The sequence below is a fragment of the Kitasatospora sp. NPDC001095 genome (assembly GCF_053598615.1).
Genome location: NZ_JBSFKQ010000007.1, coordinates 53,509 through 76,833 on the forward strand (window position 1 = coordinate 53,509; position 23,325 = coordinate 76,833).

The 23,325-nt window shown below is 72.2% G+C and carries 24 protein-coding genes and 2 pseudogenes; all 26 read left to right on the forward strand.

Annotated features, from left to right (window positions below; genetic code table 11):
* The first annotated feature begins 35 nt into the window (after positions 1 to 35).
* The 26 genes and pseudogenes from ACWDBB_RS09005 (at position 36) to ACWDBB_RS09130 (ending at position 23,125) form a co-directional block, all read left to right on the forward strand.
* A complete protein-coding gene (locus ACWDBB_RS09005; protein ID WP_449788934.1) occupies positions 36 to 566 on the forward strand; it encodes a hypothetical protein in 531 nt (176 codons plus the stop codon).
* 55 nt (positions 567 to 621) lie between these two features.
* On the forward strand, positions 622 to 1,170 hold the full coding sequence (locus ACWDBB_RS09010; RefSeq protein WP_449788935.1) for a hypothetical protein: 549 nt from the start codon (positions 622 to 624) through the stop codon (positions 1,168 to 1,170).
* Between the two features lie 175 nt (positions 1,171 to 1,345).
* The gene (locus ACWDBB_RS09015; protein WP_449788936.1) at positions 1,346 to 1,756 is read left to right on the forward strand and encodes a hypothetical protein; all 411 of its coding nucleotides are present in this window, start codon (positions 1,346 to 1,348) and stop codon (positions 1,754 to 1,756) included.
* Positions 1,753 to 2,256: pseudogene (locus ACWDBB_RS09020) on the forward strand (DNA cytosine methyltransferase); the annotation flags it as partial. The gene ACWDBB_RS09015 and the pseudogene ACWDBB_RS09020, both read left to right, overlap by 4 nt.
* A 444-nt stretch (positions 2,257 to 2,700) precedes the next feature.
* Positions 2,701 to 3,003 carry a hypothetical protein gene (locus tag ACWDBB_RS09025; RefSeq protein WP_449789093.1) on the forward strand — a complete coding sequence of 101 codons (303 nt, stop codon included), beginning with the start codon at positions 2,701 to 2,703 and terminating at the stop codon, positions 3,001 to 3,003.
* Between the two features lie 102 nt (positions 3,004 to 3,105).
* A complete protein-coding gene (locus ACWDBB_RS09030) occupies positions 3,106 to 3,741 on the forward strand; it encodes a DUF4913 domain-containing protein (RefSeq protein ID WP_449788937.1) in 636 nt (211 codons plus the stop codon).
* A 14-nt stretch (positions 3,742 to 3,755) separates the two neighbouring features.
* Positions 3,756 to 4,109 (forward strand): hypothetical protein, encoded by a 354-nt coding sequence (locus ACWDBB_RS09035; RefSeq protein WP_449788938.1) that lies wholly within the window; start codon positions 3,756 to 3,758, stop codon positions 4,107 to 4,109.
* Between the two features lie 42 nt (positions 4,110 to 4,151).
* Positions 4,152 to 5,096, forward strand: a complete 945-nt coding sequence (locus ACWDBB_RS09040) for a winged helix-turn-helix transcriptional regulator (protein WP_449788939.1) — start codon at positions 4,152 to 4,154, stop codon at positions 5,094 to 5,096.
* Between the two features lie 8 nt (positions 5,097 to 5,104).
* Entirely contained in the window at positions 5,105 to 5,959 is an 855-nt protein-coding gene (locus tag ACWDBB_RS09045; RefSeq protein ID WP_449788940.1) for a DUF317 domain-containing protein, read from the forward strand.
* Positions 5,956 to 6,402 carry a hypothetical protein gene (locus tag ACWDBB_RS09050; protein ID WP_449788941.1) on the forward strand — a complete coding sequence of 149 codons (447 nt, stop codon included), beginning with the start codon at positions 5,956 to 5,958 and terminating at the stop codon, positions 6,400 to 6,402. Before ACWDBB_RS09045 ends, ACWDBB_RS09050 begins: the two co-directional genes overlap by 4 nt.
* Positions 6,403 to 6,440: 38 nt before the next feature.
* The gene (locus tag ACWDBB_RS09055; RefSeq protein ID WP_449788942.1) at positions 6,441 to 7,664 is read left to right on the forward strand and encodes an MFS transporter; all 1,224 of its coding nucleotides are present in this window, start codon (positions 6,441 to 6,443) and stop codon (positions 7,662 to 7,664) included.
* The gene (locus ACWDBB_RS09060; protein WP_449788943.1) at positions 7,661 to 8,356 is read left to right on the forward strand and encodes an HAD family hydrolase; all 696 of its coding nucleotides are present in this window, start codon (positions 7,661 to 7,663) and stop codon (positions 8,354 to 8,356) included. The genes ACWDBB_RS09055 and ACWDBB_RS09060 overlap by 4 nt, the downstream gene beginning before the upstream one ends.
* Positions 8,353 to 9,105, forward strand: a complete 753-nt coding sequence (locus ACWDBB_RS09065; RefSeq protein ID WP_449788944.1) for a hypothetical protein — start codon at positions 8,353 to 8,355, stop codon at positions 9,103 to 9,105. The genes ACWDBB_RS09060 and ACWDBB_RS09065 overlap by 4 nt, the downstream gene beginning before the upstream one ends.
* Positions 9,102 to 9,632 (forward strand): hypothetical protein, encoded by a 531-nt coding sequence (locus ACWDBB_RS09070; RefSeq protein ID WP_449788945.1) that lies wholly within the window; start codon positions 9,102 to 9,104, stop codon positions 9,630 to 9,632. The genes ACWDBB_RS09065 and ACWDBB_RS09070 overlap by 4 nt, the downstream gene beginning before the upstream one ends.
* On the forward strand, positions 9,629 to 10,054 hold the full coding sequence (locus ACWDBB_RS09075; protein WP_449788946.1) for a hypothetical protein: 426 nt from the start codon (positions 9,629 to 9,631) through the stop codon (positions 10,052 to 10,054). The genes ACWDBB_RS09070 and ACWDBB_RS09075 overlap by 4 nt, the downstream gene beginning before the upstream one ends.
* A complete protein-coding gene (locus ACWDBB_RS09080; protein ID WP_449788947.1) occupies positions 10,051 to 10,839 on the forward strand; it encodes a hypothetical protein in 789 nt (262 codons plus the stop codon). Before ACWDBB_RS09075 ends, ACWDBB_RS09080 begins: the two co-directional genes overlap by 4 nt.
* 298 nt (positions 10,840 to 11,137) lie before the next feature.
* Positions 11,138 to 12,076 (forward strand): hypothetical protein, encoded by a 939-nt coding sequence (locus ACWDBB_RS09085; RefSeq protein WP_449788948.1) that lies wholly within the window; start codon positions 11,138 to 11,140, stop codon positions 12,074 to 12,076.
* 142 nt (positions 12,077 to 12,218) lie between these two features.
* Complete coding sequence (locus ACWDBB_RS09090) at positions 12,219 to 13,043, forward strand: hypothetical protein (protein ID WP_449788949.1); 825 nt, start codon at positions 12,219 to 12,221, stop codon at positions 13,041 to 13,043.
* Positions 13,040 to 13,645 carry a hypothetical protein gene (locus tag ACWDBB_RS09095; protein ID WP_449788950.1) on the forward strand — a complete coding sequence of 202 codons (606 nt, stop codon included), beginning with the start codon at positions 13,040 to 13,042 and terminating at the stop codon, positions 13,643 to 13,645. Before ACWDBB_RS09090 ends, ACWDBB_RS09095 begins: the two co-directional genes overlap by 4 nt.
* A gap of 140 nt (positions 13,646 to 13,785) precedes the next feature.
* Entirely contained in the window at positions 13,786 to 14,502 is a 717-nt protein-coding gene (locus tag ACWDBB_RS09100) for a DUF317 domain-containing protein (RefSeq protein ID WP_449788951.1), read from the forward strand.
* A gap of 886 nt (positions 14,503 to 15,388) precedes the next feature.
* A complete protein-coding gene (locus ACWDBB_RS09105) occupies positions 15,389 to 15,610 on the forward strand; it encodes a hypothetical protein (RefSeq protein WP_449789086.1) in 222 nt (73 codons plus the stop codon).
* A 249-nt stretch (positions 15,611 to 15,859) separates the two neighbouring features.
* Positions 15,860 to 17,009 (forward strand): annotated as a pseudogene (locus ACWDBB_RS09110) (AAA family ATPase).
* Complete coding sequence (locus tag ACWDBB_RS09115) at positions 17,006 to 18,805, forward strand: hypothetical protein (RefSeq protein ID WP_449788952.1); 1,800 nt, start codon at positions 17,006 to 17,008, stop codon at positions 18,803 to 18,805. Before ACWDBB_RS09110 ends, ACWDBB_RS09115 begins: the two are co-directional and overlap by 4 nt.
* Before the next feature lie 370 nt (positions 18,806 to 19,175).
* Complete coding sequence (locus tag ACWDBB_RS09120) at positions 19,176 to 19,523, forward strand: DUF317 domain-containing protein (protein ID WP_449788953.1); 348 nt, start codon at positions 19,176 to 19,178, stop codon at positions 19,521 to 19,523.
* Positions 19,524 to 20,795: 1,272 nt separating this feature from the next.
* Positions 20,796 to 21,944 (forward strand): hypothetical protein, encoded by a 1,149-nt coding sequence (locus ACWDBB_RS09125; RefSeq protein WP_449788954.1) that lies wholly within the window; start codon positions 20,796 to 20,798, stop codon positions 21,942 to 21,944.
* Positions 21,945 to 22,015: 71 nt separating this feature from the next.
* Complete coding sequence (locus tag ACWDBB_RS09130) at positions 22,016 to 23,125, forward strand: NUDIX hydrolase (protein WP_449788955.1); 1,110 nt, start codon at positions 22,016 to 22,018, stop codon at positions 23,123 to 23,125.
* The last annotated feature ends 200 nt before the right edge of the window (positions 23,126 to 23,325 follow it).

The following is a 23,325-nucleotide window of genomic DNA, read 5'->3' on the forward strand; positions in this document are numbered from 1 at the left end:
ATCGGAGCGCTCTGAACAGCACCGACCCCACGGCCGTGATGCGGTCGCTGGCCGACCGGCTGGAGGCCGTCCGCCGCACGCTTCCCGCCATCGCCGACCACCCCTCCCAGGCCGCGTGGCCGATGACCCATCTGGTGGCAATCGCCGCTGAGGCGAGCGATGAGTACCTCTTTCGGGTATCGGACCCCCGAGCCGACCGCCTTGCCCTCGCCGCGTTCGCCGCCGCCGCCTCGCGCACCGGTGAGGCCCTGGCCGCCGTGGCCGGTGCCGCAACCCGGCTCCTCGACCCGGTCGGCGCCGACGGAGTCCAACAGGCGCTCGCCGCCGCCGAGGCCCTGGCCGGCACTGCCGCCCGCGAACTGGGCGCCGTCGCCGATCTGCTCACCGACACCGCCCCGGCGCCGGTGGTGCCGCTGCCCGCCGACGAGCTGCGCCAGCGCCGCGCAGCCCAGGCCTCAGCCGCCGTGGCCAGGCCCCGGATCGTCAGCGCCCAGCCCGCGAGCGCCGGCCAACCCGCTCCCTCCGCACCCACGGCGCAGGTCATCCCGCTGCGCCGGGGACGCTGACCACCAGGAGTCCGCCCTGTCCACCGCGCACCCCACCTCGTGGGAGCTCGCGGCGATGCTCGACGAGATCGCCGCCTCGTGGCCCGCCGTGCCCGCGCACGGCCCGCTCCCCGCCCCGGGCGCCGTCGGCGTGCAGCTATTCGCCCTGCACGTACTCCATACCGGGCTGATCAAAGCCGCCCTGCGACCCGTGGATGCGTTCGCCGCACCGGAGCAGGCCGCCGCCGCCCGGCGCGAACGCCGGGCCACCACCCGGGCGGTCTCGATGTCGGCGGTGGCACTGCAGCGTGTGAGCGAGGTCCTCGAACTCGCCGACGCCCACCAATTCTCGCCGACCGCCCTCACCTGCCAGCACGCCCAGTGGTTGTACCGGGAGGCCGCCGAGACGCTCTCCACGGCCGCCCGCCACCTGCGCAACAACGGTCCGGCGCCCAGATCGGCCGCCAGGTCCTCCCGCCAGGCCACCGAGGCCGAAGCCCGCCCCTCCCGCGGAGCAGCCGCCCGTCTGCGCTCCGCCCTCACCCGCACCTTCCGCACCGGCCCCGAGGCCGCACCGCCCGGCCACCAGCCCGGCGCCGGCCCCTCCATGGCCAAGAGGCTCTAACCCCACCTGGAGTCCGTTCCTGTCCTCCCCCGACCCCGACCTGCCCGCGGCGCTGTCCGGCGCCGCCGAACGAATACGCATCGCCCGTACTGGCCTGGATACCCTGCGCCGACCGGACACCCTGCGCACGGCGCCCGAGCACATCGAGACGCTGCGCCAGATCCACCTGAGCGTCGTGTCCTTCGCGGCGGCCCTCACCGCCTCCCGCCCTCCTGGCAAGCCGCCCCATCCTGCTGGCCTGGCCTTGCGGGACGCCGCCCTGGGACTGGCCGAGGCCGACCAGCACCTCGTCGCCCTCAATCGCAACATCTGGCACGACCACTCCACCGGCTCCACCTACACCGCCGACCAGAGCGGACACCACCTGTCGCTGCGGCGCTCCGAGCTGGTGCTGGACCGGGCCGCCGACGGCCTGCGCCTTGCCGCCGAGCGTGCCGCCGCGCCCACCCGAAGCAGTCTGCGAGCCGGCGCCGCCCGGGTGCGCTCCGCCTTCGCACGCCGAACAGCCCCCGCGTTCGCGCCGATCGCCGAAGCACCGCGCGCCAGGGACCTGTCGACGGGCGCACGAGGCAGGGCGTCGCGATGACTGGTCTTCGCATCGGTTCGCTGTGCTCCGGCTACGGGGGCCTCGACCTCGGCGTCCAGTCGGTGCTCGGCGGCACGGTCGCCTGGCACGCCGACCCGGCCCCCGGCGCAGCCGCCATCCTTGCGTACCACTGGCCCGCCGTCCCGAACCTGGGCGACATCACCCAGGTCAACTGGACCGAGGTCGAACCGGTCTGCGTCCTCGTCGCCGGTTTCCCGTGCACCGACGTCTCCGTCGCCGGGAAGCAGGCAGGTCTCGCCCACGGCACCCGCTCCGGGCTGTGGCACACCATCGCCCGCGCCATATCAACTCTCAAGCCCTGTTTGGTGATTCTGGAGAATGTCCGAGGCCTGCTCTCGACCCCCGCTCGCTCGAATACCGATGGCGACGTGGAGCGCTGCCCGTGGTGTCTGGGAGACGCCGGAGATGAACATCATCTGCGGGCACTCGGTGCCGTACTCGCAGACCTGGCCTCCGCAGGGTTCGATGCGCGCTGGCAGGTGCTACGCGCATCCGACGTCGGAGCCCCCCACCGAAGGGAGCGCGTTTTCATCGCTGCCTGGCCGGCTGAGCCCGCCGACCCCGAGGACGCAGGACTTCAAGGGTCCGGATGCCGGCCGGGGGGACCTCGGCCACGTGGTCACGCTGCTGCTCACCCCGACCTCGAATCTCGGCACGATCGGCGGCTCGCAGCACCCGTCCCGGCGGAAGGCCGGCGGCCACGGGCCGAATCTCTCCGACCTGGTGGAGCACCTGCTGCCGACGCCCCGGGCGAGCGACGGCACCAAGGGAGGCCCCAACCAGCGCGGATCCAGGGGCGATCTGACCCTGCCGAGCGCGGCGGCCAAGCTCCGCCCGGCACCGAAGGCTTGCAGCACGGAGCGCCCGCCCGGTCGCGGCCGCAACGACTTCAGCCTGCCACCACCCCAGCCGGAGCTGCCGATGTGGTCACCGCCTCCACCGGAGGCGAACGCTGGGGCGAGTACGCCTCCGCCATCTCCCAGTGGGAGCGGATGACCCGTCCGGCACCCGATCCGGTGGATTCCCGCGGCCGCCTCTCCCCGGCATTCGTGGAATGGGTGATGGGCCTCGAAAATGGATGGGTGACGCAGATCACAGAACTTTCCAGGTCTGCCCAGTTGACCGCTCTAGGAAATGGCGTCGTTCCCCAACAAGCCGCCCTTGCAACCGAGTTGCTGACACACGATATTCCTCTGTGCGAGAACCACCAAGCTCCTCGCAAGTGAATTTCTGGCGGGCATACCTCATCGGATATCTCCCGAGCAAGGACCTGGCCCGCGGGCAGAGTCGTGTTCACCGACGCACGACCGATTCCCCAGGAGCCGCCCTTGTCCACCCCCACGCCCGCCGACCCGCCCGGCCGCCCGGCGGTCTCACCAGAGACCGTGGCCGAGTGGCGCGCAACCCTGGCCCGTCTCCAGGCGGAGCGTGACTCGCTGGCCATCGTGGCAGAGCGCCTCGCCGAGGAGCAGGAAGAGGACCAGCCCGGTTCCGAGCCGCTCGTCGATGACGGCCCGGACGCGAAGGCGGACGGCGCGCCGGATGACTCCGACGCCGCTGTGTCGCTGACCCTCCTCGCCTTCGACGACGACGCCCTCGCCGTGGAAGTGGCCACGATGGTGCCGTGGGTCGACCACATCCTGCTCGGCGTCTACGGGCAGGAGATCACCAGCGGCAGGCCGTGGTGCGCCCGGTGGCCCGAGCACGACGAGGCGCTGGCCAGAATCCACCACTGCTGGCTGGCCTGGCAGGAGTTGACCGACTCCCGTTCCGGCGCGACCGGTCCCTCCGTGTGGCAGCGCGACCACCTGGAGCCGCTGCTGCTCAAACTCCGGGCCCCGGACGGGCCGTTCGGTGCGTGCACCACCAACCCCGACCATCCGCACCACCGGCTGCTGCCGCATCCCCCCTTCACCGACCCGGACTCCCTGCCCCAGCCCGGGGTGCCACGCATCTCCGTCTAGACCGAGGACTGCCCGTGACCGCCGCCGCTCTGCTGGACTTCGATGCCCACCCGGCGGCGCTCACCGACCTCGACCAGCTCCCGCAGGACGTGAAGGACGCCGCCGTCGACAACCTGCGCCGCCTGGTCCGATGCCAGCAGCGCGGCCCCGTCCTCGGCCGGCGCGGCCTGTGGGACCTTACCGGCTGCCGCCGGATCTACCTCGACCGCGACCGGTGCTGGCGCCTGGTCTACCAGGAGCGCCCGACCCACTCTGCCTCCGGCCGCGGCGAGATCTACCTGCTCGCCGCCGGACGCCGCAGCGGCCACCAGGTCTACAACACCGCGGCCCGCCGACTGCAGCTGCTCACCGCCCTCCCTGCGGCCTGATCCGCCCACCTCCGCCCGTTCTCCTACCCGCGAAGGACCAGCATGCCCACCGCACCCTCCACCCTTGCCCAGGCCCAGCGTATCCAGGCCGCCGTGTCGATCCTCGGCCCGCAGGACACCGTCTCGCTCCTGCGCCTGCTCAAGCTGGCCGACGGAACCCGGCCGGTGGCCGAGCTGGCGGAGAAGTCCCGCGGGATGACCGAGGCCCAGCTCGACAAGCGGCTCGACGCGATGGAGGAGAACGGGCTGATCACCCGTCGGCAGGAGGCCGGCATGACCTTCGCCTCCCTCACTCGCGCGGGCCGCGAGGCCGTGGCGTACATCCAGATCCCTGTTACCCGCTGGTCTTCGGCTCACCAGCCGGTCCCGGGGCACGGGACGGGTCCGGGCGCGTACACCGAGCAGGCCCTCGCCACGCTCAACCGGACCAACACGGTCGCCACCATCATGGCCCTGGCCGCCTACGGGGAACCGGCCTATCCGAGCGAGATCCTCGACGAGGCCCTGCCGGCCGAGATGAACTCCGGCAACCTCTACCTGCGGTTGCAGCAGCTGGAGGCGGACGGGCTGGTGGAGCGCACCGGCGAGCCGCGCAACTACATGTACGGGCTGACCACGGCCGGCAAGGCGCTCTCCGAACCGCTTGCCGCCATCGGCCGCTGGGCGCAGCGCCATCTGCCGCGGCCTCCGCGCTCCGAGACGACCGTTCGCCGTGCCGGTGCGCGCAGCAGCGCTCCCGCCGAGAAGTCCCCGGCCGCGGCTGCCCTGAGGTCCTCGTCCGCGGCACCGGCCCGGGCGGCGCTGGTTTCGGCCGCGTCCGGCCCGGCGGCCGTGGCGCAGTTCGTGGCTTCGCCGTCGCAGCAGGCCGCTGCTCGCGTCCAGGCCGCCTCGCTCCGCTCGGCGACCGCCGCGCTGGTCTTCAGCCACGAGACCCCGGCCCGGCCCGCCCTTGCCATCTCCAACTCCACTGCCGCCAAGCGGCGCTGAGGACCTTTATGGACTCCACCACCAACTCCACCCCGTCTGCCCGCGCTCCCCGGGTGCGCCGTCCGCCCGGCCTCGCGCCGAAGCCCCGGGTAGCCCCCTCCATTCCGCCGGCCTCCTGGAACACCCGGATCGTCGGGGTCCGTCCCCCCTACCTCGCCCTCGGCTCGTACACATCTGTGGTGCGGGCCCGCCGGGTTCTGCAGGAGGCGGTCTGGGCCCGTTCCGCCCAGGGTTCGGACCAGTCCTTCTCACACGGCGACGTCCAGGTGCTGCTGCACGACCTCGCCGACCAGACGTACCAGCGGGAGGCGCTCACCGCTCAAGGGCCCGGCTGGCGCGCCACGTTCAGCGTCCAGACCCCCGACGAGGTCCTCGCCTCGGCTGCCGAGGCGCTGGTAGAAGTAGCCGGGGTCGGCGAGGGCCAGACGGCCGACCGCTCCGATCTCGATGGGGCGCTCTACTGCCTGTCCGAGGCCGGCTGGGACGGCGCGGACACCCGCGGCGCGGCGATCACGCGGATCACCTCGCCCGACCACCTCGCTGAGATCCTGCATCCCCCGGACCAGCAGGCGTGGCTGTTCACCGCTGGCCTGGACGGCGAGGGCTGGGAGGCCGAACTGGTCGGCGACTGCCCGGAGCTGCTCATCGAGAGCATCATCGGCTGCCTTGCCGCCGAGTCCCCGGCCCGCCGCCGCACCGCCGATCTGCCGACGGCACTGCGCCGCTACCTGGAGATCGGACCGGATCCGTACCGCTCCGATGCGGCCCGCCAGACCTCTCCGTCCGCCCTGGCCGCCGGTCCGGCCGCCCTCGTCATCACCCCCGCTCAGCCCCCCGCCACTTCACCCCGGAGGATGCGTTGACCGCCGTCCACCACGAGGCGACCGCACTGCTGACCGCCGATCTCCAAGAGGAATCGGAACAGGTTCAGGCCCTCGCCCGCACCCTCGACCTCCCCCACCGCTCCCCGGACCCGGTCCGGCTGCTCAGCCGCAACCTGCTGACCACCCTGGTTCACCTCGCCACCGTCAGCGCCTCGGCCGCCGCCGTCGTGGACGCCGCCGACCCGCCCGCCAGCGCCCACCTTCGTGCCCTGGCGCGGATCGAGCAGGCCCAGCAGGCCCTCCTGTCGGCCAGCGGCTCGATGTCGACCGTCCTCGACCAGCTGACCACCCCCGGCACCACCATCACCGACACGGCCGGCCTCGTCCAGGCCGGGCGCCTGCGCGCCGGCGCGCTGCTCACCAGCGCCAGCGCCCACCTGGGCGCCGCCGCTGCCACTCTGCGCGCCGCCCCGCCCGGCTGAGACCGCCACCCGTACCACCAGGAGACCCCGCCGCCCGCATGCACCCCGCTTCCAGCTCCCGCCACCGCCCCACCACGCGGGACGTCCTCGCCCGCCCCCACGTGCCCGCGCTGCTCGCCGGCACCCTCATCGGCCGGCTGCCCACCGCGATGGCGCCCATTGCGCTGCTGCTCGCCGTACGCGCGGCCGGCGGACCGGTCCTGCTCGGGGCCGTCCTCGCAGCCCTCTACGGGCTGGCGGGCGCCATCGGCCAGCCCCTGCTCGGCCGTCTCGTCGACCGCACACTGCTGGGACTGGTCTCGGCCGTCGCGGCGAGCGTGGCGTTCGTGGCGTTCAGCCTGCTCGCCGTGGTCGACCTGGCCGCTCGGCCGGTCTCCGCCGGCGCTCTCGCCGTACTCGCCGGGGCCGCAACACCGCCGCTGGAGGCCGGACTTCGCGCGCTGTGGCCGCGCCTCGTGCCCGATCCGGCCGAACAGCGGGTGGCCTTCACCCTGGACAGCATCAGCCAGGAGATCGTCTTCGTCGCGGGGCCCCTGGCCGCAACCGTAACGTGTGAACTCCTTTCTCCCGCCGTCGCGTTGTGGACATGCGGTGTCATCGGCGTCCTCGGCACGGGCATCGTCGCCACCCGACCGCCGGCCAGCTGGCCGCCCGCCGAGCAACGCGAGGTCCACTGGAGCGGACCTCTGCGCTTGCGCGGCCTGCTGGTCCTGCTCGCCGCGATGCTCTGCCTCGGCGTCAACCTCGGCGCCTTCAACGTCCTGGCGGTCGCCCTCGCCGACCGAACCGGGGCCAGCTGGCTGACCGGGCTGCTGCCCGCGGCGCTGTCCGTCGGCAGTCTGGCCGGCGGAATCGCCTACACCCGCTCCCCCTGGCCGTTCTCGCCTCAGCGCCAGCTGCTCACGGCGGCCGGCGGGTACGCACTGTCGTTCACGCCGATGGTGTTCGCCACCGTTCCGCTGGCGGCCGTCGCCTTCAGCGTCGCACCCGGCCTCTACCTCTCCCCGCTGCTCGCCTGCGCGTTCCTTCTCTGCGACCGCCTGGCCCTCAAGGGCACCGCCACCGAGGCCGCGGCCTGGCTGGTCGCGGTGATAGGCGTCGGCCAGGCCATCGGGACCGCCGTCGCTGGCCGTCTCGCCGCACACGGCACCGCACCCATCGCCACCGTAGCGGTGTTCGCCGCCGTCCTGGCCGCGGCCGTCCTCCTCCGTACCGACCTTCTCAGCACCAACCCCACCACCTCTCAGGAGACAAGCGCTTGACCGCCAGCACCACCGCCGCCGCCCGTATCCGCATCGTCTGGGACTGGAACGGGACCGTCCGTGACGATCTCGGCGACCACGTCGCGGCCCTCAACAGCACTCTTCCCGCCCTCGGCGGCAAGCCGGTCAGCGTGGACACCTACCGCTCCCAGCACCGGGTTCCGATCCGCTCGTTCTACGACCATCTCCTGGGCCGTGTGATCTCCGACGAGGAGTGGGCCAGCAACGACGCCGCCTTCCTCGCCGTGCTCGACCAGCGCCCGGTCAAGCTCCGCTCGGGCGTCCGACAGCTGATGCTGGGCCTGCGCGCCCGCGGCATCGGCCAGTCCCTGCTCTCCCTCGCCCCGCACAAGCGGCTGCTCCACGAAGTGCAGCATGTCGGCATCCGCCAGCTGATGGACCGGATCGACGGCCGCATCGGCCCCTCCGTCTCCACCAAGGCGCCGGCGCTCGCTGCCCACCTCGCCGCCCTCGGCCCCGACATCGACCCGGCCGACGTCATCGTGATCGGCGACAGCGCCGACGACGCCGTGGCCGCCCGCGCTGTGGGCGCCGTCCCGGTGCTGCACACCGGCGGCCTGCACTGCCCCGAGCGCCTGGCCGCAGTGGGCGCCCCGCTGGTGGACACCCTGGCCGAGGCCGTCGAGGTCGGACTCGCCGCCGTCGCCGCCAACCGCACTGGCCGCTCGTGACCCAGCCGCCCAGCGCTCCCTCGACCCGCGTCGGCACCGCCATGGCACTGCGCAAGCTCCGCGTCGAGCGGCTCGGTGACCTGGCCGGCTGGCGGGAGAGCGAGGACACCGCACTCGGCCGGGTCAGCGATGAGATCCGCACCGTCACCAGGCGCCTGGACCACGTCCAGGAACGCCTGATGAGCCTCGCCCGCTCGATCCGGGACGACATGGAGCTGGTCATCGAAGGCCGCGACGAGACGTTGGCGCAGGCCAACGGGCTCCTGGGATCCACCGCCCAGTCCCTGGACGCGCTCGCCCTGCGCCGCAGCGAACTGCTCGAACGGCTGGACGCCGCCACCGACCTGTACCTGGTCCTCGCCCCCACCCCCAGCCCCTCGGCTGAGCCGGTGACTGACCTCACCGATGCCCAACGACGAGCCCTCGACGCGGTCGCCCGCGGCCAGATCACGCTCTCCAGGCACGGCAGCCGCACCATCCGGACGGTCTCGACCGACGCTCCCCACATCCACCCGGCCACGGCGGACTCCCTAGTGAACTCGCTGATCAGCCGACGCCTCGTTGTGCAGGAGAAGAACGCGGGACCTCGCGCCGGATACCAGCTCCGCCTCACCCCGCTCGGAAGCCGCGTGCACGCCGCCCAGTCCGGCTCCACGGCCCCCAACCGAGCAGCAGCACCCGCCAAGCACACGACCCCCTCGGCAGCGGCCCGCGTGCACTCGGCACAGCCCACGGGGCGGACACGATGAGCAAGGGCCCCACCACCGGCCCGACCCCGGCCAAGCTGGTCGACGGCACCCCCGCCTTCGCGGGCCGGCTCACCGTCCTGGCGCGCCTCGGCACCGAACCCGAGGACCTGCTCCGCAGGCACCCGGAGCCGGGCGAACTGCGGACGCTGGCGACGCTGGTCTCCCGTCAGGCCGAGCGGCTCGACGGCCTCGACCAGGAGCTACGACGATCAGCCGCCGAGGTCATCGGACTTCTCAGCCCGATCCGTGCCGGCGATCACCGGGAAATCCGGCACTTCGGCACCCTTCGATCGCGCGGAACGGACCTCGAAACCGCCGGTGCCAGGTTCGACCTCGCCACCGAGCACCTCGCCCAGGCCACTTACCTCTACCAGGAGGCAACCAAACGCCTCTCGGGAACACCGGCCACGGCCCGAGCCGTGGCCGCCCGCTCCCGCGTCACCAGTACCGCTACGCCTGACACCGAAGGCAGCTCCGTCGCGTCCGTCCAGAGCTCATCGGCCCCGCACCAGGCCCCACGCCGGTGACCGCTTCCACCCCGCCGGGCAGTGTCGACTTCGGCCTTGCCGGATTGGACCCCGCCACCGCGGACGACGCCGTCGGCGCCCTAGTCCTGCACCACAGCGGTGCCGACTTCGCGGTGGAACACGCCCGCAGTCTGCGGACCAGCACTGTCCTGGGCTCGGTCGAAGGCCGCCACATCGCCGCCGTCATCACGCGCGACCAGCGTGCCGGCACGTACACCGTGCGTCTGCACCACACCGGCGACGGCGCCGACGCCCGTTCCTGGCTTGCCGCCCAGGCGGCGCGGGCGACCACCCCCGCTACCCCGACGGCGGCCCGCCGCGCCGCCGCCACAGCGCGCAGCACACGGACCAGCACGGTGAGCCCCATCCCATCAGCCGCCTCCGCCACGCCCACCAGCCGATCCGTAGCTCGACACCGTTGACCCAGGAGCCCCCCATCGCCCCCACCACCAGCTCCGTCCTCGGCTTCGGACCCGACATCTACGACTTGGAGCCCGCCGACGAGGACAGCGACGAGGTTCTCTCGAAGCTCGCCGTCCGTGAGAGCGAGTACCTGTTCCTCGCCGCGCAGCACCGGGCCGATCCCTCCTCCCGTATGCGCACCAGCTACGTGATCGCCTTCGACAGGTCCGCGATCTACGACGTCCCCGGCACGCCCGACATCGTCGCCATCCATCTGGAGCGCGACGACACCGCCGGAACCATCCGGGCGGCCATGGAGACTGAGGCGCTGGTACCGCTCGCCGAACGCTGGCTCATCGCCCGGGGCGCCGACCCCAAGCAGCTCGCCCCAGCTGCCGCACCCCTCGACCCTGCCGACCAACTCACCCGGCAGATCGAGGAGTTCCTGCGCTGCTCCGGTAACCGGTTCAACGTGCACAACAGCTACACCGACGAAAGCGAGCCGTACGACGTCTGGGTCGTCGCCGAGGACACCGCGCCGTCCTCTGCCGAGGCACCGGTGCGGGTCTTCCACAGCCGGCGGCAGGTCGACGACGACACGTACACCGTACGCGAGGGCGGCTTCGCCGGCTTGGACTCCGCGTACGCGTGGACCCGAGACACCAGCGTTCCGCTGCCGCCCGTCATCTCGCCGAGCGCCCGCGCCGCCGCCGCCCGCCAGAGCACCATCCCGGCCACCGGCACACCGCGCCTCGCCGCGAGGTCAGCTCCACCGCCGCCCGCAGGCCGGCCCCGCTCCCGCTGATCCCGCCCCCGACCACCTCACCCAGGGCACCCTTGACCGCGACATCGCACATCCACCTCCAACCCGTCCACCTGGCCGGTCCCGGCGACCGCGCCACCATCACCACACCCATGCTCCGCCACGGCTGGGCACAGGATGTGGGCCAGGCCCGCCCCTTCCTCCGCGCCCCCGGCAGTACAGCCACCCTGAACCGGCGATCCGCCGCCGGCCTGCGATTCACGCGCCCCGTACGACTGCAGCAGGCCCCTGTCGCGGCCGCCTCGCAGCCGGGAACCACCGGCTCGTCCAGGAGTCGCCGATGAGCAGCACTGCCTCCAGCAGGGCAGCCGAAGCACAACACACCGAACGTGCCCGCGCGTTGGCCGCCTTCACCCAGGCGCTCGCGCCTCGCCTGCCAGGCGATTGGGCCGCCGACATCATGGATCTGCCAACCACGGCTGCCCGTAACGCACTCCATGAGAGGCTCTGGGATCTCGCCCACGCCGACTGGGCGCTGGGCGAGTTCGTGTACTCAAGCGCCGGGGTACTGCGCGGTCCGGCCGGCCGCGAGCTGCTCGTCCTTCCCCGCCCCTTCCCGCACACCGGACAGTACATCGTCGCCCCTCTCCTCCCGGCCGTGTTCGGCCGTACGACGGACGACGTCGAGCACCTCTCCCCGCACGGCATCACCGTGGCCCCCGATCCGGTCCGCGCCGCCGCGGCCGTGACCGGGCGGCTCCTGCCCCGCTACGACACGGCGCTGCGCGGCGCACTGCCCGACTTCTCCCCGGATACCGACCTGCCCTGGGGCGACCCCTGGTCGTACTCGGACAGCGACCCCGCCGCGCTGCGCGACTCCGTGCGCGCTGTGCTCGCCGTCACCGAGTACGGCCTGGACGACGACACGCGAGGCCTGGCGGAAGTCCTCCCCTGCGCCGCCGAGTACGTCTCCGGCTACGACAGGGCGTCATTGGTCCAGGTCGCGACCGCGCAGGCGCTGCTCTTCACCGCGGGGCTCGGCACCGGTTCCCTCCTCGACCCCGAAGCCCCACGGCACCTGCGGAGCCTGTCCGCTCTCCCCCGCCCCGAGCAGTACCACCTGTTGCGGCAGACCGCCGCCCGCCTCGCTGAGCCTCCGCCCGCCCCCAGGCCCTCGGCCGCACGCCTACGCTCGGCCTCCCCATTGCTGGCCAGCCCTACCCGGCCTTCGGCACCACCACCGCCGGCCAGCACCTCGCGCGCCGCCCCGGTGCGCTGAACTCCCCTTGCACGAACGCCTTGCCCGCAAGCTTCCCCCGCCGCCGCCAAGCCTGTCCTCGTCCGGTGGGCAGCCCCACGCCCTCTCCGATGCCCGGCACCGCGCGCGCCAGCATCGCCTCGCAGAACCGAAGACCCGCCCGATGACTTCCGATCCCCGCTCCCGCCTGGTGGCCATCGCACCGCCCTATCTCGCCGGCGGCCCAGCCGACTTCAAGGAGGTACTCCACACCCTGCGCCACGACCACGGCTGGCTCGTCACCACCCACGGCCACGGCGTGCAGGCCGTCAGCCCGTGCAACCGCGCGAAGGTCCACGAGGCCCGCTGGTCCAGCACCCGCCCGGCCCTGACGCTGAGCGCGGAGCTCCTCGACGGGAGCCTGCTCTGGCACGCGACCATCAGCCGACACACTCCGGTCGAGTTCGTCCTGCCCACCGTCGCCGCCCTGGCGGTCGCGCTCCGAGAGGATCCGCACTGGCCCGGCAGCCCCTTTGACCGCGACGTCAGCATCAGCCTCGGCCGATGGGCGCCCGCACCGGGCTGGAGGGTCACGCACTCCGGCGGCTACGAAATCCACGATCCGCCGGACGCCTTGGCCAGCTTCGCCCTGCGCGAGCTGCATTCCGGCGAGAGCAGCGACCCGAGGCACCAGGCGCCTGGGTACAGCTTCTTCGGTGGCCCCGAGGACAGCCCCCACCACTGGAGTGCGGAGTTCTCGCCAAGCTCCCCATCTGTGGTCGTGGCCGCGATGTACCGGGCCGTCGCCGACCCAGCGCCCGTGGTTCGCCGCCCGGCCGAGGTCCCGCCGTACCACTGGCCCCACGCCACGATCGCCCCGCTCGCCGCCCCCGCGCCCGCACGCAGGATCGCCGCTGCAACGCGCACCACCGCCGCACCATCGAAGCCGCCGGCGGTGAAGCCGCCCGGAGAGGCCGGCCAGCCCACCTCACGACGCCAAACCCGATGACCCGCAAGGCCCCGACCATCCACGCCGTCTCCGAGTACATCGCCGTCGTCGAGGCTGCGGCCCGCGGCATCCGGCGGGCTGCCGACGACTGGGACGCCATCAACGACGGCTTCTGCGACGCCGACGGCAATATCGTGGACACCGAGGGGTGGGACCACGGCATCGTCGCCCGCGACCTGGCCGCCTGGCAGCACTACAAGGCGATCCTCCCGTACGCGGCCGGCTTCCTGCTCCGGGTCGGCATGGCGATCGAAGCAGACCCGGCCGACCCGAAGGTCGTCCACAGCAGACGCGCGCTCAGCACCGCCTACCACTCGAGCTTCCGGCGCATCGACGACCTGATCGCGCTGGCCCACGACCTCGACCACCCACTGGCCGAGGAGATCGCCGCCGACATCTGGCACGAGATGAACGAGTGGGCCGACCACGCCCCGGTCCTGGTGGACACCTACCGCCGCCAACACCCCGGGCCCGACCAGACGTTCCGCCCGCAGGATGCCGCGACGGCCCGAACCACCTCCGGCTTGCCCGCGCCGACCCAAGCCTCGACCGAACGGCCCGACACCACCACGCCCCCGCGATCGCCCCGGAGAACTCCCTGATCTCGTCCTCCCCCGACAACAACTCCCCCCACCACAGAGGAAACGCCTGGCGCGAGTACTTCGTCTCCCCCCGCTATCTCGCCCCCGGCGCCGGCCTGCCAGACACCGCGATCGGCCGACTCGCCAATGCCCGCTGGCTCATGGGCGACGACCCGGCGGCCAACGTGTACGCGGCCTCGCCGGACCTGCGAATACGGTTCGGTTTCCTCCCCGAAGCCCCCGGACCTCTGTGGAAGGTCGTGGCCTCCGCGAACCCCTTCCACGACGCTCCGGACTGGCTCGTCACCATGGATCACAACACCCCCGCCGAGATCGTCGCCGACTTCGCCACCGACCTCGTCGCCGCCCACGCAGAAGGCCCCGAGCACTACCTGGCCGACACCTACCCGACCGCCCTCGACGAGACCCTCGTCGCGGCGGGCTGGCACGCTGTCAAGGACGAGCGGCTCTCCCACCTCCCGTGGCAGTCGCCCGACGGGTATGCCGAGGCCCACCACCTCCCGGGCGACCTGGACGCGGAGGCCGAACTGGCCGGCACCAAGGCCCGATGGGTGATCACCGGAGGCACCGACGACGAGCGCTGGTGGATCACCGCGTCCTCGGCGACGCCGACCCGCCTCGTGTCCTCCCTGTACGGCGCCGTCGTCAACCCGAACCCCGTCCGCCGCTACGGCGCCGACCTGCGTACCCTGCCCGCGCGGGCCACCGCCAAGCCGGTAGCCCCGATCCGTGGCAACAGCCGTGCCCTGGCCGCGCACGCAGGAAGCGCCCTCATTCGCTCGGCGCAGCCCGCAGGAACCACCGCCCCGGCGCGAGCGACCTCCCCCAGCATTGAGCGCCACACAGTCTCCCGGTAGCTGCCACGGCCCACAACCTCACATCAACGACGTTGTGTTGTGCCCCAGGCCGAGTGTTCGGTCTCGGTGAAGGTTGCGGAGTCACAAGCCCTGGCACGCAGTTCGCCGTGATCGTTGAGGCGGATGGACTGCGATTCGTTCGTTGATCACGGCGATTCTGGGGCTCACGGCTGACGGGAGTCCCCCAGTACGGCGTTGGCGCTCTCAGAACCTGACGACTGGGCCTCAACGTCGACCGATGTGTGCACCACCGGCCGGCCGGTGGTCTCGTCACGCCCATAGATCGTGCGGACAGCGGTGACCACCATCTTGTCCCAGTGGAGACCGATCATGTCTCCCACGCCGAACCGGGAGCGTGCCCTCCACCTGGTAGGACACCAGCTCCGTGTCGTCTGGGGACGGCCCCGCACCGCCGAGTCCCGCACCCGGAACACGGCTGGCACCGGCCGCGCAAGCCCCTCCAACCCCCCGAACCGAACAACACGGAGAAATCCTGATCTCGCATCCTCTCGACTCCGTCGCCAACGTCAAGGTCAGCGCAGCGACACTGCACGAACTCGCCGACCACCTCACCACCGCCGACACCGATCAGCTCGACCAACTCCTGGAACGCCTCCTGCAGGACGGCGGCCTGCTCCACGCCGCCGAGCGGCTTATCGCCCGTGCCCGTACCGCGGTCGATCCCGACCTCGACGAGACTCACCCCGACCCGGGCTCCGTCCCCGCGTACACGCTCATGCACGCCCTGGCCAGGATTGACGAGGACCTACACGACCGCCGCATGGAGGCGCTCGAATCCCTGTCGGCGGCCCACACTTTCGTCGCCCCAGGGCCCTCGCCCGTCCACGAGGCGGCGGCGCCAGCAGAGCGCACCGCCCAGCCGTTCGTGACGATCCGGCACACCAACACCAGCGAGATCACCACCACCGGCTACAACGCCGCCGCCCGGCGGATCCTGCTCCAGGCCGGCTTCGAAGAGACTCCTGGCTGCGCCTGCCCAGCGACGGAAACCAACACGGACCGGACGCACGGGCCTGCTCGGCAGCCAGCGAGCTGCTCGCCGCCAGCCACCCCGTGCGCCTGGACCGAGCCCTCGGCCGGCCGCTGAGCGCCGACGGTACGCCCCTGCCGGGAACACCCGTGTTTCCTGCCTGCGTGAGCGGACGGTCCGGTGCGCCCCCCTGCCGGGCCGGTCGCCGACGTCGGCACAGTCCGTGATCCGCTCCGAGAGCGGCCCGACTTCCAGCACATTGCCAACCCCGCCCGCACGCAGACCCGTTGAAGGATCCTCGCTTTGACCACACCCGGACCGCCCGGCACTCCAGCACGCACCAAGGGCGGCGAACTTCGGGCCAAGGTGGCCCAACTGCTGGTCGACCAGCCGGCGGACACGCTCACCATCGGGGACATGGCCCGGCGGCTGGGCCACTCCCACGGTGCCGTCCGCAACGCCGCCCTCACCCTGGTGCGACGCGGCGAAGCCGACCAGCTCGGCACCGGACAGCCGCAGTTCCGCGCGAACGGGAAAACCACGGCAGCCGCGCAGACCGCGGTGATCAGTCCACCGGGAACCCACTCTCCCCGCGCCGCCGCGGCCACGGCCCGCACGACCGCTCCCGCAGCGAACACGCCCAAGCACGGCGGCCCTATCCGCCGCGCGGGAGGCCAGCTCTACCACCCCCGAGCTGGCCGACCTGCCCGACGTCGAGGCGCTGAATCGTCTACGCGACGCCGACGTGCCGGTGCTGCTCTACGGTCCCCCCGGCACCGGCAAGACGTCCCTGGTGGAGGCCGCGTTCCCCGATCTACTCACCGTCGCGGGCGATGGCGACACCACGGTCGGCGACCTGATCGGCGATTACACGCTGGACGACAGCGGGGGCTACGTCTGGCAGTACGGTCCGCTGGTCACCGCGATGACCGAGGGCCGCGCCCTGCTGATCGACGACGCCACCCTGATCTCGCCCAAGGTTCTGTCGGCGATGTATCCGGCGATGGACGGGCGCCGCCAGATCCAGGTCAAGGCGCACAAGGGCGAGACCGTCACGGCCGAGCCCGGCTTCTTCGTGGTGGCGGGCCACAATCCGGGCGTACACGGGGCGATCCTGACGGAGGCGCTGGCGTCCCGGTTCAGCGTGCAGATCCAGGTCGGCACGGACTACGACCTCGCCCTGGCCCTGCGGATCGATGCCCGGGTGGTCCGGGTCGCCCGAAACCTCGCCCGCCAGGTCGAGCTCGGCGAACTGGGCTGGGCCCCCCAGCTGCGGGAGCTGATCAGCTACCAGAAAACGGAGGCCGTCCTCGGCACCAAGGCAGCGCTCGCGAACCTGGTCGGCATCGCGCCCATCGAGGACCGCGACGCCGTCGCCGCCGCCGTCATCAAGGCTGCCGGCGTCAAGGAGGTCGCTCCCCTCACCCTCGGCAAGCAGCTCCCCGCCGCGACCGCTTCGGCCGCCCGGCAGCCCCCGGGAAGCACCAGCTCCGCGCCCCGGGGCCGCCAGCGATGAGCGCCCACGGCCACGTCCAGTCCTCCGTCACCGCGCCCGACGACGATTCCGACCTCACGCGCTGGGACGACGACGGCGCCCCGCCCGCACAGCACCGTTCCTCCCCGGCCGCGTGGCTGCGCGTGGGAGCCGAGCTCGGCGATCGGCTGGTCGCCCTGTCCGGCCGCCAGGACCTGCTCGTCACCTGCCGCCCCGGCACCCGCAGCGGCGCACCGGCCGCCTTTTTCCCCGGCCTGGCGGAGATCGAGTTCGACTCCGGCCTGTTCGCCCCCCTCCAACCCCACGAGGTCCATCCGCGGATCGTGGGCGACGAGGAGCGCTATCCCGCCGCCTGGGGAGTGCTCGTCCACGAGGCCGCCCATGCGGCCCACTCCGTATGGGAGCAGCCGGCCGGTGCGGATCCCCGCGCCGTCGAGGCCGCGCTCCTGCTGGAGGAGAGCCGTGCCGAAGGCGCGCACCTGATCAGGCGGCCCACCGACCGCACGTACCTGCGCACCAGCGCCCGGACCCTGGTCATGCCCGACATCGCCAACCCCAGCGTCCAGGGCATCGAGCACGCCGCCAGCGTGGCGGCCCTGATCCTCGGCCGCCGGGACGCCGGCATCCTGGACGCCGGCGAGACCCGGGCCGTCGCCGACCTGTGCGAGAAGGTCTTGGGCACCGACCTGTTGGCCACCCTCACACGCATCTGGACCGCAGCCCATCGCTGCGCCGACCACGACGCCACCACCATGCTCGCGCACGCCCAGGACTGGTGCGACGCCCTGGACACCGCTGCCCCCGCGCTGCCCGTGCCGGAGGACCTCACCGATCTACTGTCCGGCGCCGTGGTGGTCGTCATGGACAACATGGCCGCCAACGACGCCGCCGACCTCGCGGCACAAGTCTCCGCGACCAACGCCGTGGCCGCGCAGACCAAGGCGCAGGCCAAGGACCGCGCCCAGCAGGCCGGCCGGCGACGCCAGGCCGCCGCCACCGCCCGGTCCGTCTTCAATTCCCGCGGCACCACCGTCAGCCCCGACGGCACACCGGTGCCCTCCGGCAACCCCGTCACCGGCACCCGCCGGCCCACCGCCGCCGAGCAGACCGCCGCCGCGCGCCTGAGCCGAGCACTTCGCGCCGCCGCCTACCGCGAGCGCACGGAGGAGCGAACCACCAGCCCGACCCCGCCCGGCCGCCTCAACATGGGCAGGGCCCTCGCCCGCGACGCCCAGCGCGCCGCCGGATCGATACCCACCGCAGAGCCGTTCACCCACACCCGCCGCCGCCACTCTCCCACCCCACCGCTGCGAGTGGGCATCGCCGTCGACGTCTCCGGCTCCATGTCGGCCGCCTGCGGGCCCGTCGCGTCCGCTGCCTGGATCGTGGCCCGCGCCGCGGCCCTGACCGACCCCGACTCCCGCACCGCCACCATCGCCTACGACATGAACCTGACCGCACTGACCCGGCCCACCCACCAGGCCCCAGACCGCGTGACGACGTTCGATGCCAACGGCGGCAACCACAACCTCGGCGACGCCATCGACGCACTCGACCACGGCCTCGACCTCAGCCGCCCCGGCACCGGCCGCCTCCTCGTGATCGTCACCGATGCCCACTACACCGGCAACGAAACAGCTCAAGCCGTCACCCGCATCAAACGCCTCACCGCCGCCGGCTGCGCCGTACTCCAGCTCACCCTCACCGCGGAATCCCGCCACCTGCCGGGGACCACCCTGCTCCACCTGCCCCGGCCCTCCAGTGCTCCCGCCGCCATCGCCAAGGCCGCCACCGATGCCATCCGCAAAACACGCTAAGACGCCGGCCGAGGCGTTGGGCTCGGTGCGGCAGACCTCGCCGCCAGGTTCGCCGAACTCCCGGCCCGGACCGAGGCCAACCGCTCCACGGTCCCCTTCCCCAGCCAGGCCGGCAACCCTCCGCCGCGGCGCTCCCGCTGGCACAACCCTGTCCGCCAACTTCGCCAACTTCACCGAGACGAGTGGTCCACCACTGGCCAGGCTCACCGAGACTCCGCCGGGTTCATCTAGACAGGACACCGAGCCCCGCTCGGCCTGGGGGTCGCTCGTCGCGCAGCGCCCTTTGTTCGCCTCCGGCAGACACCACAAACTACGTATATCGGCCATCGGCAAGGAACCATGGACGCCTTCGACAAGGAAGGCGATCATCATGACCGTCGCCGTCACTGCACCCACCGTCCCCGGCCTCGCGCCGGGCGGCCGCATCGAGCACCGGAAATGGCTGACCGGCGAGGGCAGCCCCTACCTGATCAGCGACTTCCTGGCCCTCCACAAGTGGAGCTGGGTCATCGACCCGCGCGGCACCATCCACGCCGCGTCCCCCGACACACGCGTCTACCTCGGCTACGCGCCCGACGACCCGACCGCAGACACCTGGACGATCGCGGTCACCGGCACCGCCCACGATCCCGGCTGGAAGGCGGCCTTCGACCGTCACGCACCGGTCGAGCTGGTCCTCGATCTGCTGACCGCCATGTACACCCGCACCACCCGCTGATCTCGAAGGGCCTCGTCATCACCGCCGACAGCAGCACCAGCGAATCCGACATCACCAAGAACCTCGCGGACGCGCAGTACCTTGCCATCGCCGGGGCCGTCACCACTGCCTTCACCGCCACGGTCTGCGTGGGCCTCCACGCGACCCTGCTCACCCTAACCCTGCTTTTGACCTGTCTTCAGCAGATCGTCCTCCAGGTCAAGCTCCAGCGGCTTCAGCGTGCGACGACCATCGCCTTCGCCGCGGGCCGCATCGCCCGCCAGCGCGACAAGTCCAGCTGATCACCACTCCGGTCCCGTCGCCCCTCTTGCCCTTCGCCCGGGAGCTAGCAGCCCGCGAAGCCCACCATCCGCCCCCAGAACAACCGCCGCCTCAAGCTGTTCGTTCGAGGCCTGCTGGTCACCGGAATCACCGGCACCAGCGGGTTCGGCGCACTCGGCGCCTACAACGCCCTCGCCCACCACGCCGTCGACAGAGGCTCCCTCATTGACTGCGGCTCCTTCACCATCTTCACGCTCGGCGCCGCCAGATCCTGGGACGACCTGACTGACGCCGATGTCCTCGCCCTGCTGCACGCCTCCCCCTGCCGCGCAACGCCGACAATCTGGCACGCCGCCTCGGCCGCCAGCCCGGCCCGGTCCGGTCCGGCTCAGCCTGGCCCGTCTGGAGCGCGCCGGGCAGGTCGAAGCGGTCAACGCCGTCAACTGCACTGTCCGCTACGGAACCTGCTGAGCGGCGCCCTACCGGGCACGAAGACCCATGCGGGCCCGCACCATAGGTGCGGGCCCGCAGTCGCTGTGTCCTGGTCTGATGGCCCTCCCCTCGCTGATCAGAACCGGGCGCCGAGAACGCCCGGCAACGGGAACATCCGGGCTCCTACGCGGTCCGTCACCGATGCCCCAGCCACCACAGCGCACCGCTGACGGCCGCCGCCCCCGCCGCTGACGACGCGCCTCTCAGCGCACTGATGCCGGCCATCCGCAGGTACCGCCGCCATCGGACTCCAGCCGTCCTACGGCACTCCCCCTCCGCGCCACGGACCTGCCCCGCGCCGATCGAGTCCATTGCCATCTCCTGCCCCTCCCGCGCGCGTTGGCGCCACCGGCCGGTTGCTCCGGCCTCGTGTCTTCATCGAAGCAAGTGGCGTTCAGCCCAAACCGGGGGAACCTCGGGGGGTTCTACGGCGGGTGGACACTACACCGGGCCGCGGCCGTCCACTTGGTGTTCGCCACAGCCCGGCCAGAGCCCACGCGGCGGCACTACGTTCGCCTCATGGCCAGAACTTCCCCCAGCCCCGCCGACCGACGGTTGATCGACCTCGCGGCACAGCACGGCGCCGAGGTGTCGGCGCGCCATCTCGAACGCTGGCGTAGCCGTCCGAACCCGCTGCTCCCTCCTCACCGCCGGTACTACCCCGGCCGCCCCTCGGGTGGCAGCTCCTCGACGGCGGACGAGCAGTTGGTCGCGTTGGTGGTTTGGCTCGCCCAGAACCGCCGCCAGGGCGCGGACCGCAGCCACCTCGCGCTGAGGGCCTTCGGCGCGGGCCTGCCCGTGCCCGAGGAGACCGTTCGCCACGCCTTCGCCCGCCCGGCCGAGGACCTGGCCAAGCAGCTGCGCCGTGGCTTCGGTCCCATGCCGGTGGACGGTGATCTCCAGGAGTGGGTGTACGACGGCGCAGCCGACCTGGCCGGCACCCAGGAGCGCCGCCTTACCGCAGTGCAGCGCCGCGTCCAGGCGATCGATCGGCAGGTCCGGGCAAGGCCGAACCTCGCCCCAGGGTGGCAGTTCGCCACCGAACTTGATCCGGGAGCCACCGAGGCCGACCCACTGGACAGGACCGACTTCCTGTTCCACTCGGCGATCACAGCCATGGCCGGCCCCAGCGAGATGACCCCCGCTACGCTCGCCCGGGCGGCCCGCAGCACTGTCGCGGACGGCACCCCGCAGTGGGCCGCCCACCTGCTGGAGACCGATCCCCGCGACCCGCTGGCGGCCCTGGCAGCCCCACCGCAACACCAGCTCCCGGGCCTACCTGCCGACAGCATCGCCAACCACCTCTACACCGTGGCCCGGGCAACCCCGATCGAGCGGCTGCAAGCAGCCTGGACAGCAGCAGGGGAAATCCCGCCCTGGGCAGAAACCAGCTGCGCGGCCGTCGAGGCCGAGCTGTCCGCCGGCCAACCGGCAGAGGCCACCGAACAGTGGGCGATGGGCATGATCTTCGGGGCCAGCCGGACCTTCCTGCTGACCGGGCTGTCCGAGCCGGACCCTACGCCAGCGGAGCAGGCCGCCACCGCCGTGCAGCTGATCCTCATGGCCGACGCCTTCAACACCACGCTCGCGGACACCGACGACGACGGCCGCGAGGCGATGCGGCGGCTGGCCCCGGCCTTTCTCCTCGCCCTGCTCACGGTGGAGTAGACGACGTCTCGGACGTCGCTACGGGCAAAAGGACGTGAGCTGGACTGCGTTCCAGGGCAGGATGGTCGGTCGTGAACACCGATGCAATCAAGGGCGATTGGACCCGTCGGGTCTACCTGACCTGGCTGGCCCGGGACGTCCGGTACGCCCTGGCCACCTTGGGTGAAGCGGCCAACCTCACCGGCCAGGTTCCGCCCGACCCGAAGGCGTGGATGCTGCTGGAGTCCTTCCTGATGTACACCGCGAAGGTCTCCAAGATGCTCAAGCCGATCATCGGCAGGCCGCTCCCAAGCCAGACGTCGGAGGGGCGGGCCTGGCGTGGGCAGCGCGGCAAGTACCTGTGCGGTCTGCTTGAGGTGCCTAACGACGCTGCGGTACTTGACCGCAAGGTGCGCGACGCCGCCGAGCACTTCGACGAGTACCTGGACGAGTGGGTCGTCCACCACCCCCGGCCGACCACGGCTGAGTGGGAGCAGGGGATCGGTTCTACCTTCCCGCCGCCGCCGGCACAACGCATTGATGCGGCGTCGTGGCGGGTCACGGTGGCAGGCCAGGAACTGGACCTCGGGACGATCGAAGGCGAGCTGCGGCAGATCCTAGCCAAGGCGGTCGAGCTGGAACCGCTGGCCGGGCTGGACGACACCGGGCTCGCCACCGGGCTCGCAGGTCTCCCGCCACTCCCCTCCGAGCTGCGTCTCAACGCGCCGACCAGGCGGCCCGACGAGCACATCATGACCGGCACCGGCCAACCGATCCCCGCCGTCGGCGCCAACTCGGCGCAGGCGCCGGAAGGGCCTCACATCGCCGCCGCGGTGGTCGTTCAGGACCACCGCGTGCTGCTGGTGCGCCGCCGCAACCGTGAGGGCACACTCCTGTGGCAACTTCCCGCCGGAAAGCTGCAACACGGGGAGACACCACACGCTGCCGCCGCCCGCGAGACCCGGGAGGAGACGGGGCTCGACGTCGCCTTCTCCGAACTGCTCGGAGAGCGGCGCCATCCGGACACCGGCCGGTACCTGTTCTACGTGGCGTGCCAGGTAGTGGCCGGTGTCGCCGAGGTGATTGCGCCCGAGGAGATCGCCGAGGTGGCGTGGGTCGAGCACGGCGCACTGCCGAAGTACGTGCCTCAGGGGTTCTTCCCGCCGGTGCAGGCGTACCTCGACGCCGCTCTCCGCCCATGACCCCGGTGTGTTCCGGGCCCGAGCGCCGCACCGATTGGCCCCGGACGCCAACACCAGATGGGACGCACCGGGCAGATCGAGCACTCGGTTCACGTTGAATCCAACGCAACATCGTTGCGTTGGATGCTCCTCCCCGCCTGGAAGGGGCATCAAGGGGGCCGGGTTCGGTCGGCTCCCTTGATGAAGCCCAGGCCGAGACC

What these genes read in the sequence shown, in the direction of transcription:
- ACWDBB_RS09010 (WP_449788935.1), top strand. Translation starts at nt 622, where the DNA reads ATGCTCGACGAGATCGCCGCCTCGTGGCCCGCCGTGCCCGCGCACGGC.
- ACWDBB_RS09040 (WP_449788939.1), top strand. Translation starts at nt 4,152, where the DNA reads ATGCCCACCGCACCCTCCACCCTTGCCCAGGCCCAGCGTATCCAGGCC.
- ACWDBB_RS09045 (WP_449788940.1), top strand. Translation starts at nt 5,105, where the DNA reads ATGGACTCCACCACCAACTCCACCCCGTCTGCCCGCGCTCCCCGGGTG.
- ACWDBB_RS09055 (WP_449788942.1), top strand. Translation starts at nt 6,441, where the DNA reads ATGCACCCCGCTTCCAGCTCCCGCCACCGCCCCACCACGCGGGACGTC.
- ACWDBB_RS09070 (WP_449788945.1), top strand. Translation starts at nt 9,102, where the DNA reads ATGAGCAAGGGCCCCACCACCGGCCCGACCCCGGCCAAGCTGGTCGAC.
- ACWDBB_RS09085 (WP_449788948.1), top strand. Translation starts at nt 11,138, where the DNA reads ATGAGCAGCACTGCCTCCAGCAGGGCAGCCGAAGCACAACACACCGAA.
- ACWDBB_RS09090 (WP_449788949.1), top strand. Translation starts at nt 12,219, where the DNA reads ATGACTTCCGATCCCCGCTCCCGCCTGGTGGCCATCGCACCGCCCTAT.
- ACWDBB_RS09095 (WP_449788950.1), top strand. Translation starts at nt 13,040, where the DNA reads ATGACCCGCAAGGCCCCGACCATCCACGCCGTCTCCGAGTACATCGCC.
- ACWDBB_RS09100 (WP_449788951.1), top strand. Translation starts at nt 13,786, where the DNA reads ATGGGCGACGACCCGGCGGCCAACGTGTACGCGGCCTCGCCGGACCTG.
- ACWDBB_RS09115 (WP_449788952.1), top strand. Translation starts at nt 17,006, where the DNA reads ATGAGCGCCCACGGCCACGTCCAGTCCTCCGTCACCGCGCCCGACGAC.
- ACWDBB_RS09120 (WP_449788953.1), top strand. Translation starts at nt 19,176, where the DNA reads ATGACCGTCGCCGTCACTGCACCCACCGTCCCCGGCCTCGCGCCGGGC.
- ACWDBB_RS09125 (WP_449788954.1), top strand. Translation starts at nt 20,796, where the DNA reads ATGGCCAGAACTTCCCCCAGCCCCGCCGACCGACGGTTGATCGACCTC.